Below are 10656 nucleotides of genomic sequence, written 5' to 3'. Positions count from 1 at the left end.
CACGGTCATTCCGTGGGTCGTCCGATGCTCTGCGTCAGCCGAAACCCGGAGTTCGGCGTCGCTGGCGTGGTTCGTGGTGGGTCCTGGCGGACGAAGATGTTGTAGCGGCGCCCGGCGCCGCTTTCGCGCGCGATCTCCATACGCCCATATCCCAGGATCCACTCGCCTTCACGATCCTCATCGATCATCTGCTGCACGAGACGCGCGACATAAGCGGGATTGACGGGCTCGAAGAGTTGAAGCGCCTGCGCCATGTCCATTGCCATCGGTGTCAGCGAGCGCCCGTCATAAAGGTTCAGCTTGGCACGGAAGATACGCTCGCTTTTGGCTCGTCCCGTGACCTGCAGGAACAGCACGTCGTCGCTGTTCGGGTACCGAAGCTCCGCAAGGCAGGTCCATTCCGTGGGAACGGCAAAGAAGTCCGGTGCGCTTCGCCCGAACCGGCTGATCGACTGGCACCGTTTTTCGGGAACGATCTCTGAAAAACTGTGAGCGCGCTCGCCGGCAGGTGCGGGTTCTGCCAGCGACCGCGCATCGCGCGAGATCTGCAACCGGGTTTGTGGTGCGATATCTCCTGGGCGCGATGGTTCCACAGGCAGTGGCGTCGCGCGGATTTCCACAGGCGGGGGTTCCCCGCTCTCCAGGGGCAAACCTGCCCAGCGGGTCAGCTGCTTCAGGTTCCGGGCATCATGCGCCAGCAGGAAGACGGCAGCAATGGGCACGACAAACAGGAGCAGAAAGCCCAGAAACGGAAGTCGCGATATCCTCTTTTGCATGATCCGCCTTCACCGCCGAACGATCGCTCCCACGGTCGCGGCAGGACAGGCGGTTAGCACGGATTACCGCCTTTGCGAAGGAGAAGGTCAGCCGCCGCCACTCAGACAGCGGCGACGGCCGGCGTTTTTGTCCAGCGTTCGCGAAGCATGTGCTTTTGCGGTTTGCCTGCCGCATTGCGCGGGATGGCATCGACAAACACCACATGGGCCGGCCGCTTGTAGGCGGCAAGCATCTTGGCGCACAACGCCTTCAGGTCTTCTTCGCTGACACGTTCGCCCGGGCGCAGGACCACATAAGCGGCACCCACCTCGCCCCATCGCGCATCCGGAACGCCGATGACGGCGACTTCGGCAACCGCCGGATGGCCAGCGATGACGCCTTCGATCTCGGCCGGATAGACGTTTTCACCGCCACTGATGAACATGTCCTTCAGTCGGTCGGCGAGGATGTGGAAACCGTCCTCATCGCGTTTTGCCATGTCGCCGGTGCGCAGCCAGCCGTCACGATAAGCGGCTTCCGTTTCCTTCGGTTTGTTCCAGTAACCCGGGGATACCGAAGGACCTCGCAACCAGATTTCGCCGATCTCACCGGCATCGACCTCGCGGCCGTCCGGATCGCAAATCTTCAGTTCGATCAGCGGTGCGGGAAAACCGATGCTGCCATGCCGGGTCGCAATGGCGTCCGGATCGAGCGGCATGTGCATCACGGTGCCTGCCTCGCTCATGCCATAACCATTCACCAGCGCCACGCCATCGGCGAGGTAGGCCGCGACAAGCGGCGGGGGAAGCGGCGCGCCGCCGATGAAGATCGCCTTCAGGCGGCGCATCCGCTCCGGCGCGTAACCCGGTTGATCGCGCAGGACCGAAGCCATCTGTGGCACGGCGAAATAATGCGTGACGCCGAGCGCCTCGTCATTAAGGCAGGCAAGCGTCCGCTCCGGCACAAACCGGTCGGATATCACGAGCGTACCGCCCATCATCAGGGTGGTGCGGGCAATCGCGACGAGACCGATCGTGTGGAAAAAGGGCAGATCGCAGAAAGTGACGGAGCCCGGCGTCACTTCGCCGACGAAGGAGAAGTTGACCGCAGAATAGAAGAGATTACGGCGGGTGAGAATGACGCCCTTCGGGGTACCGGTCGTGCCGGAGGTGTATAGCAGGATCGCCGGCTGGTCCGCATCCCCTCTCAGGCGCGCCATCGGATGGGCTGCCGCAAGACGAACGTCAAGCCCGCCCTCGCCGCCGCCAAACGGAAAGACCATCAACCGGGGCGCATGCGCGACAAGTCCCTGCGCGACGGGTTCGAACTCCGGTTCGTAGACCACAAGCTCGGGATCGCAATCGGCGATGATGGCAGACAGTTCCGCGGCGTTCAGCCGCCAGTTCAGGGGAACGAAGATCGCGCGGATGCGCTGACAGGCAAAGGCGAGCACCAGCAGGTCGACGCAGTTGCGCGCCAGTCCCGCAACCCGGAACTGGTCCCCGCGGGAACCGAACAGGTCGTGGAGCAGCGCAGCACAGCGGGCAATACGATCATTAAGCGCGGCATAGGTGAGGCTCGAACCATCGGTCAGCGTCCTGACCGCGACAGTGTTGGGCGATACCTTTGCCCGGTATCCGACCGGATCTTCCGCAACAAGCGTGAAGGAGTTGCCCTTGGCAAAACCGGCCATGTCCACTTCGGTCGTATGCATCTGTCCTCCTCCGGATCGCCTCCACGATCAATTGTATGCGACACATACAATTATGTACCCTGCTTGGCAAGCATGCGATTGTCGGCAAGGCATCCAGTTTCATGATTGCCGCGAGGGGCTTGCCTTCGCAACCCGTTTCCCGGCACCCTAGAAGGGTGAATAGAGTGGAGAGATCAGTCAATGGCGAATGAGGCCACGAGAAACGAAGCCAGTGGCAGCGGCGAGAACGGGGGGCTGGAGCGTCGATGGCTGACAGGGCTCGTGGGATACCACCTGCGCATGGCCCATCTCGCGCTCTACAGGGACTTTGCCGCTCACATGGCGGAATTCGATCTGACGCAGAAACAGCTCGCGGCGCTGGAACTCATTGCCACCAATCCGGGCGCGTCACAGGTCGACATCGCCAATGCGCTGTCGATGGACCGGGCAACGATGATGGGCATGGTCAAACGGCTGATGGCGCGCGGTTTCATCGAACGCCGATCCTCCGCCATCGACCGGCGCCGGCACGAAATGCGCCTGAGCCCGTTGGGCCAGGACGTGCTCGGGCGCGTTCACGGGATCATCGATCAGCACGAGAAGGACTTCTGTTCGGTTCTTTCGGAGGAGGAGCGCCTCGACCTCATCCGCATGCTGCGACGGCTATACGAACGTCCCGCAACCTGACGGCCAAAGACAGTCCGGGCAAGAGCAGGGCTTGACGCTGCGCATCCGGGCGAGGACAAGACGAGCCACCGCAGGAGATGAGCACCGATGATCCCACCACTCGCCTTTGTCACGCGTCTTGATGTCGAGGAGGAACAGACCTGGCTGGAGATACTCAGGCGCGCCATGCCGGAAGAGCGCATCCTGCCTTTCCGTGACCTGACCGGAGAGGAACGGCGCCTGGCGGAAATCGCCATCGTCGCCAATCCGGACCCGGCGGATGTGGCCGCCCTCAGCGGATTATCCTGGATCCACAGCCTGTGGGCCGGCGTCGAACGGCTGGTGCTGGAACTCGGCGTCACCGCACCGCCGATCGTGCGTCTGGTCGATCCGGAACTGTCGCGCGTGATGGGAGAGGCGGTGCTTGCCTGGACCTATTATCTTCAACGCGACATGCCGGCCTACCGCGTGAGCCAGGCCGAAAAGCGGTGGGCGCCACGCGACTACCGTCATCCTTCGGAAATCACCGTCGGCCTTCTCGGTATGGGAGCGCTCGGCAGCGAGGCGGCCCGACGCCTGATGGATGCAGGTTTCCGGGTGCAGGGCTGGAGCCGGAGCCGCAAGGATCTTGCCGAGATCGTCACTCTGTCCGGCGAAGATGGGCTCGACACACTGCTCTCGACCAGCGACATCACCGTCTGCCTTCTGCCACTCACCGTCGAAACGCGCGGCCTGTTGAACTTCGAGCGGCTGAAGCGGATGCCCGAAGGGGCTTCGCTCATCAATTTTGCCCGCGGCGCCATCATCGTTGCCGACGATCTGATCCGGGTGCTGGAGAGCGGCCATCTCGACCACGCCGTGCTGGATGTCTTCGAGCGCGAGCCGCTGGAGGCCTCCTCGCCGTTCTGGACGCATCCGAAGGTGACGGTTCTGCCACATATCTCCGCCCCGACAACGCCATCCAGCGCCGCCCGTATCGTGGCGGGCAATATCGCCGCCTGGCGTCGCACCGGCAGCCTGCCCCAAACCGTGGACCGCATCCGCGGGTATTAAGCCGCACAAGACTTAACTGTCGTCATGGATGGCGCAGGTATAGCCGGTCACCGTTGCCTTTCGGCTTGGACCTGATGCATCATGCCGGCAGACGCAGCAAAGGCTGCCGCAGGCGGGGGCATCCAACGGAATGAGTTTCTTCAACAGAACGGCAAAAGCCACCCGATCCCGGGCCACTGGTTTTGGCAGGGGCGTCATTGCGACAGCACTGTTTCTCACCCTTGTCAGCGCCTCTGGGGTGTTAGCGCAGACCGCCGCGCCGCCCCCGGTGACGATCATCGTCAAGGCTGGCCAGGATGCCTCGGACATCGATGCCGCCATTCGTGCCGCCGAACAGAGCGGGCGGCAGGTGATCCTGCAGATGGAAGCGGCAGCCCCAGCCACGGACGCCGCCCCCGCAGCGCCGCCGACCGCAGAACCCGTCGTTGCCATGGACGGCATGTGGATGTTCAGCGACCTGGTTTTATCGTTCCAATTGGGCATCCAGCGAGCGATCGATGGCTTCACCGGACTGCCGGCGGCCTTCCAGTCCAGCTGGCAGATCCTGACTGCCGAGGCACAGGGGCCTTCACGCGCCGGCTTCGCGGCCTTGATGTCCGCTTTGGCCGGGCTTGCCGCGGCCTATCTCGTACGCACAGCTCTTGCCCACCTGTCCCGGCGTTTCGATCCGAAGCACGCTTTCATCATCGCGTCCTTGCGGCTGGTCTGTGATGCCTTCGCCATCCTGTCCTTCATGGCGGTGGCTTATCTCGTACTTCACCAGCTTGCCATTCCGCGCACCTTTACCAAGCAGGTTGCGGGGTCGCTGCTCGCCATCCTCACCGGCGGTCTCATCTATGCGGCCGCCGGGCGTTTCCTGTTCAAGTCGAATGGCGAAGGCAAACCGCCGCTGCTCGACATTGCCCGCCCGCACTGGCACTTCCGCATGCTTCTGGCCTACGGTGTGCTCAATGCTTTCATCGCCAATTCGGTACGGCTGGCCGATGTACGAATGGTCGAGGCGGAGGCGGCGGACAGCTGGCTTTTCCTGACCGTTTCGGTTCTGACGATCCTGAAACTCTGGTGGTTCATTGCCGGGCGCCGGGATATCGCCAATGTCTTTGCCGGCAAGGAGGCCGGCCACATCCGCAAATTTGTCGGCAATCTTCTGGCCGATTTCTACATTGCGTCTGCCATCTTGATCTGGTTCGTCGGCCTGCTGGTCGCTGGCACGTCGCAAAACACCGTCTGGGCCAAGGCTGCGGGCACGACGCAGTTTCTGATGATCATGGTGCCCGTTCTGGATCGCGCCATCGTGACGCTTCTCGCGGCGATGGCGAAAAAGCGGGAGGAACAGAGGGGGCGTGATTTTGTCGGCATCGTTCTGCGAAGCCTTGGAACCCCGCTGGCCGGCGCGGTCTGGCTGATCGGTCTCCACATCATCGTCCAGCTCTGGCAGCCGCTGATGATGGGGGCCTCCACACTCATCACCACATGGCTGATCTGGCTGGAGCAGTTGAGCTTCGCGCTCATCGTCAGCTGGACGATCTGCAGTTTCCTCCTGCGTTATTTCGATGCGGTTGCCCCCACCAATGCGCCGGTCATCCCCGGACAGGAAGACGAGGCGAAGGTTGAGACGAGCCGCATCAGCACCATTCTTCCTGTCGTCCGCAACCTCATTCTCGGGGCCGTCATCGCGATTGCCGGCCTCGTGATCATCTCCACAGCGGGCGTCGATGTCGCGCCCCTGCTGGCCGGCTTCGGTGTGCTTGGTCTTGCACTCTCCTTCGGTTCGCAGACACTGGTGAAGGATGTCGTCTCGGGCATCTTCTTCCTGGCGGAGGATGCCTTCCGCATCGGTGAATATATCAATACTGGAAAACTGGTCGGAACGGTCGAACAGATCTCCCTGCGCTCGATCCGGCTTCGTCACCACAATGGCCCGATCCACACCATCCCGTTCGGCCAGATCAGTTCGGTGACGAATTACAGCCGCGACTGGGGCACCATCAAGTTCGAGCTGCGCTTCGACCGAGACGCCGATCTCGAAATGATCCGCAAGACCGCCAAGAAGGTCGGGATCGGTCTCCTCGACCATCCCGAATTCGGCGACTATTTCCTGGTGCCGGTCAAGATGCAGGGCATCCATGATGTCAACGAGACCTCCATGGTGATCCGCTTCAAGTTCACGGCGCGGCCGGGTAAACCTACCCTCATCAAGCGGGAGGCGATGAAACGTCTTTTGGCGGCCTTCAAGGAAGCGGGCCTGCCGCTTGCCTCCAACGCCGTCGTGGTCCGCTCAGGCAATGGCCAGTTGATGGAATCGGGCGGCGCTGCCGCCACCGTCATTCCGCTGCCGGCAAACCAGGTATAGCGGCGGTTTTCTGTTTACCGACGTTTGTCGCGAGGGATAAGGTCTGGAACGAGGTTTCGCGGCAACGCGAAACAACGGCTCACGACTGATTGGATCCCCCATGCTGCAAGACAATGCCTATGCCCGCCTTTCCGATTTTGACGAGACGCATGCCGAATTCACGGCCATTCGCCGGCACCTGCATGCACATCCGGAGCTTTCGCACGAGGAAGCCGTGACCGGCCGGTTCGTTGCGGAAAAACTGGAGGCCTGGGGCTACGCGGTCACGCGCGGCATTGGCGGACATGGTGTCGTCGGTCGTCTAAAGGTCGGCAACGGCACAAAAAGCATCGGCATCCGGGCCGATATGGATGCGCTGCCGATCACGGAAGAGACGGGACTGGATTATGCCAGCACCGTCCCCGGCAAGATGCATGCCTGCGGCCATGACGGTCATACGACGGTGCTATTGGCCGCGGCCGAATACCTCGCCCGCACGCGGCGCTTTTCCGGCACGCTGAACGTCATCTTCCAGCCGGCGGAAGAATCCAACACCCATAGTGGTGCCAAGCGCATGATCGCCGACGGGCTTTTCGACCGTTTTCCCTGTGACGCGGTCTTTGGTCTCCACAATCATCCAGGCGTTGCAGAAGGGCATCTGATGGTCCGACCCGGTCCGATCATGGCGGCCTCGGATACGGCGCGGATCACCATCAAGGGCAAGGGTGGTCATGCCTCGCGTCCACATCTCGCCATCGATCCGATCTATATTGCGAGCCTCCTGGTGGTCGCCCTGCAATCGGTCGTCTCGCGCAGCATCGATCCGACCCAGACCTCGGTCGTAACCGTCGGTGCGATCCACGCCGGCGATGCCGCAAACGTCATCCCCGAAACGGCGACCATGGCGCTCAGCATTCGCTCCTTCGATGCTACCATCCGCGACAGGCTGCAAGATCGCATTCTTGCGCTCGCAGCCTCGATTGCCGAAGGCCATGGTGCCACCGCCGACGTGGACTACGCGCGCGGTACGCCGGTGGTCGTCAATTCGGAGGCGGAAACGAGCTTCATCCGGCAAGTGGCCGAGGAGCTGCTCGGGGAGGACAAAGTGAGCCTTTGCCCGTTGATCCCGGGTAGCGAAGACTTTGCCTATATGCTGGAGGAACGCCCCGGCAGCTTCGTGCGGCTGGGCAATGGCCTGTCCTCCGCTTTCCTGCACAATCCGCGTTATAATTTCGCCGATGCGAACATTCCGGTCGGTGCCGCACTCTGGGCGCGGCTGACGGAACGCTTCCTGCAGGACTGATTGCCACGGGAGACTGCTGCCCGATTACGGGAACCTTCTTCGCCCTCTTCAGTTGCCGAGTGGTCAATCCATCCGGCAACAGGAGAAGCGCCATGTCCGATACGTCCGACCACGACACCGTGAAGTATGATGGACCCGCCGGTGGATGGGGATCGCTGCGCGGCATCACCCGCATCTTCGGTGCAGAATGGCCGACACCCGGTGCACTCGAAACACTGTCCCGGCAGAACAAGCCGGGCGGTTTCATGTGTGTGTCCTGCGCCTGGACGAAGCCTGCCAAATATCACACCTTCGAATTCTGCGAGAACGGTGCCAAGGCGACGTTGTGGGAGCTGACCACCCGGCGCTGCACGCCCGATTTTTTCGCCAAGCACACCATCACCGAATTGCGGGAATGGAACGATTACGACCTTGAACAGCAGGGCCGGCTGACGCATCCCATGCGGCTTGACCGCGACCAGGACAGATATGTTCCCTGTTCCTGGGAAGAGGCGTTTGCCGCCATCGGCAGCGAGCTGAAAGGGCTCGACCCGAAATCCGTGGTCTTCTACACCTCCGGACGGGCAAGCCTTGAGACCTCTTATCTCTACGCCCTATTTGCCCGGCTCTATGGCACCAACAACCTGCCGGACAGTTCCAACATGTGCCACGAGACGACGTCGGTCGGGCTCAAGAAGGTCATCGGCGCCTCGGTCGGTACCTCGGTCTTCGAGGATTTTTCCACCTGCGACGCCATCTTCTTCTTCGGACAGAATACGGGTTCCAACAGCCCGCGTTTCCTCCATCCGCTGCAGGAAGCGGTCAAACGCGGCTGTCGCATCGTCACCTTTAATCCGGTGCGCGAAAAGGGGCTGGTCGCCATGATCAATCCGCAAAGCCCGACCGAGATGCTGACCGGCGACGAAACGCCGATCTCGTGCCAATACCTGCAGGTGAAGGCTGGCGGCGACATCGCCGCGATCATGGGGCTTTGCAAGCACGTACTCGACAAGGAGGACGAGGCCAAGGCGCGGGGCGACAGCGTGCTCGACCATGATTTCATCAAGAGCCATACTCACGATTTCGAGGCTTTCGCGGAAAAGCTGCGGGCAACCTCCTGGGACGAGATCGAGGAAAATTCCGGCCTGACACGGGAGGCCCTGCAGGCGGCAGGACAGGTCTATGTGGAGGCCGACAAGGTGATCGGCATATACGGCATGGGTCTCACCCAGCAGGTGCACGGTTTCGAGAACATCGCGATGCTGGTGAACCTCCTGCTGATGAAGGGCAATATCGGCCGCGACGGCACCGGCATTTCCCCGGTGCGCGGTCATTCCAACGTGCAGGGCCAACGAACCGTCGGCATTTCGGAAAAGCCGGAACTGGTGCCGATGGACAAACTGGCGCGGCTCTATGGTTTCGAGCCGCCGATGGAAAAGGGTGTCAATACCGTCGAAGCCTGCGAAGGCATCCTGGCAGGCGAGGTGAAGGCCTTTGTCAGCCTCGGCGGCAACTTCATCCGCGCCATTCCGGAACGCGGCGCGATGGAAGACGCCTGGCAGCGCATGCGGCTGACAGTGCAGATCGCCACGAAACTGAACCGCAGCCATCTGGTGAACGGCGAGGTCGCCTATCTGCTGCCCTGCCTCGGACGTTCGGAGGAGGATATGCAGGAAACGGGGCCGCAGACCGTGACCATGGAGGACAGTTTCAGCTGCATCCATGGCTCGATCGGCCGGCGCCGGCCGGCGAGCGAACATCTTCTTTCCGAAATGGCCATCGTCGCCGGCATTGCCAAGGCGACACTTCCCCCCAATCCACGCGTCCAATGGGACGAATGGCTTGGCGATTACGGCAAGGTGCGTGACCTGATCGAGGCGACCTATCCGGAAGACTTTCGCGATTTCAACAAGCGCATGTTCACGCCGGGCGGCTTTTATCGCGGCAACAGCGCGCGCGAACGGATCTGGAAGACCGAAAGCGGCAAGGCCGAATTCACCGTTCCAAACGAACTCTCCGCCGCCGGCTTCGAGGACAGGCCAGGCCGCTTCCGGCTTATCACGCTACGCAGCAACGACCAGTTCAACACAACGATCTATGGTTACAGCGACCGGCTGCGCGGCATCGAGGGAACACGCGACGTGCTCTTGATCAACCCCAAGGAGATGGCACAGGCGGGCCTGCAGGAGGGCCAGATTGTTGGCCTCGCGACAGATCTCGATGATGGCCGCCCGCGTGGTGTTACCGGGCTGAAGGTGCTGCCCTTCGATCTGCCGGATGGCTGTGTCGGCGGTTATTATCCCGAGCTCAACTGGCTGATCCCGCTATCGCACCACGATGTTCGTTCGAAGACCCCGGCGGCGAAATCCGTTCCGGTGCGCATCCTCACCTGAGGATCACGCTGAGGGAGCCGTCACTTTCCAGAATGACGGCTTCCGCATCCTCGATCTGCCGGCCACCGTTGGAGCGGATAGCGCTCAACACCTCGTCCTGCGTGAGGCGCTGGGTGTGCAAGGCGCCATGGCAAAAGGCGCCCTGATGAGCAACCAGGCTCGGCTCGGAGCGGACAAGTTTCGCAAACCCCTTCGAGCGTACCGAAAGCGATGCCACGAGATACTGGAAACCGATCAGGATGGCCAGGGCGGCAGCGCCTTCCGCAAGCGCCACGCTTTCCTGCAACAGCACTGATGCCAGTGTCGAGCCGAGTGCGACGGTTACCACCAGATCGAAGGCGTTGAGTTTGGCCAGGGTCCGCTTGCCCGAGATCCTGAGAAACAGAACGAGGGTGGCATAAGCGAGCGCTCCGACAATCAGCGTTCGTACGATCCCCTGCCAATTCTGAAAGAACATCTCGGACCAGTTCATGTCGCCACC

General features: G+C 61.9%; 8 protein-coding genes. 5 read left to right on the top strand and 3 right to left on the bottom strand.

Features of this window, described 5'->3' with window-relative positions; genetic code table 11:
* Nucleotides 1–5: 5 nt before the first annotated feature.
* Entirely contained in the window at nucleotides 6–776 is a 771-nt protein-coding gene (locus tag OU993_RS13990; RefSeq protein WP_268158352.1) for a DUF6030 family protein, read from the bottom strand.
* 101 nt (nucleotides 777–877) lie between these two features.
* Nucleotides 878–2470: an AMP-binding protein gene (locus OU993_RS13985; protein WP_268158350.1), complete on the bottom strand. Its 1593-nt coding sequence runs from the start codon at nucleotides 2468–2470 to the stop codon at nucleotides 878–880.
* Nucleotides 2471–2650: 180 nt separating this feature from the next.
* Here OU993_RS13985 and OU993_RS13980 point away from each other — a divergent pair, with 180 nt between their 5' ends.
* From OU993_RS13980 to OU993_RS13960, 5 genes are all read left to right on the top strand, one after another.
* A complete protein-coding gene (locus OU993_RS13980) occupies nucleotides 2651–3136 on the top strand; it encodes a MarR family winged helix-turn-helix transcriptional regulator (RefSeq protein ID WP_268158348.1) in 486 nt (161 codons plus the stop codon).
* An 87-nt stretch (nucleotides 3137–3223) separates the two neighbouring features.
* Complete coding sequence (locus OU993_RS13975; protein ID WP_268158344.1) at nucleotides 3224–4168, top strand: 2-hydroxyacid dehydrogenase; 945 nt, start codon at nucleotides 3224–3226, stop codon at nucleotides 4166–4168.
* A 238-nt stretch (nucleotides 4169–4406) separates the two neighbouring features.
* Complete coding sequence (locus OU993_RS13970) at nucleotides 4407–6521, top strand: mechanosensitive ion channel family protein (protein WP_268158343.1); 2115 nt, start codon at nucleotides 4407–4409, stop codon at nucleotides 6519–6521.
* A gap of 100 nt (nucleotides 6522–6621) precedes the next feature.
* A complete protein-coding gene (locus tag OU993_RS13965) occupies nucleotides 6622–7803 on the top strand; it encodes a M20 aminoacylase family protein (protein ID WP_268158341.1) in 1182 nt (393 codons plus the stop codon).
* Between the two features lie 92 nt (nucleotides 7804–7895).
* Nucleotides 7896–10175 (top strand): FdhF/YdeP family oxidoreductase, encoded by a 2280-nt coding sequence (locus tag OU993_RS13960; protein ID WP_268158339.1) that lies wholly within the window; start codon nucleotides 7896–7898, stop codon nucleotides 10173–10175.
* Here the strand turns inward: OU993_RS13960 and OU993_RS13955 are convergent.
* Nucleotides 10168–10647 carry a DUF421 domain-containing protein gene (locus tag OU993_RS13955; protein ID WP_268158337.1) on the bottom strand — a complete coding sequence of 160 codons (480 nt, stop codon included), beginning with the start codon at nucleotides 10645–10647 and terminating at the stop codon, nucleotides 10168–10170. The two genes, OU993_RS13960 and OU993_RS13955, sit on opposite strands and share 8 nt — an antisense overlap.
* Nucleotides 10648–10656 lie beyond the last annotated feature (9 nt).

The organism is Rhizobium sp. SL86, from assembly GCF_026672545.1.
In the GTDB taxonomy this organism is placed as follows: Bacteria; Pseudomonadota; Alphaproteobacteria; order Rhizobiales; family Rhizobiaceae; genus Neorhizobium.
Note: the sequence above shows the minus strand (reverse complement) of the source record. Positions and strands in the feature narration are given on the sequence as shown.

Coding starts and splice junctions, on each gene's coding strand:
- OU993_RS13990 (WP_268158352.1), bottom strand. CDS start 776: ATGCAAAAGAGGATATCGCGACTTCCGTTTCTGGGCTTTCTGCTCCTG.
- OU993_RS13985 (WP_268158350.1), bottom strand. CDS start 2,470: ATGCATACGACCGAAGTGGACATGGCCGGTTTTGCCAAGGGCAACTCC.
- OU993_RS13980 (WP_268158348.1), top strand. CDS start 2,651: ATGGCGAATGAGGCCACGAGAAACGAAGCCAGTGGCAGCGGCGAGAAC.
- OU993_RS13975 (WP_268158344.1), top strand. CDS start 3,224: ATGATCCCACCACTCGCCTTTGTCACGCGTCTTGATGTCGAGGAGGAA.
- OU993_RS13965 (WP_268158341.1), top strand. CDS start 6,622: ATGCTGCAAGACAATGCCTATGCCCGCCTTTCCGATTTTGACGAGACG.
- OU993_RS13960 (WP_268158339.1), top strand. CDS start 7,896: ATGTCCGATACGTCCGACCACGACACCGTGAAGTATGATGGACCCGCC.
- OU993_RS13955 (WP_268158337.1), bottom strand. CDS start 10,647: ATGAACTGGTCCGAGATGTTCTTTCAGAATTGGCAGGGGATCGTACGA.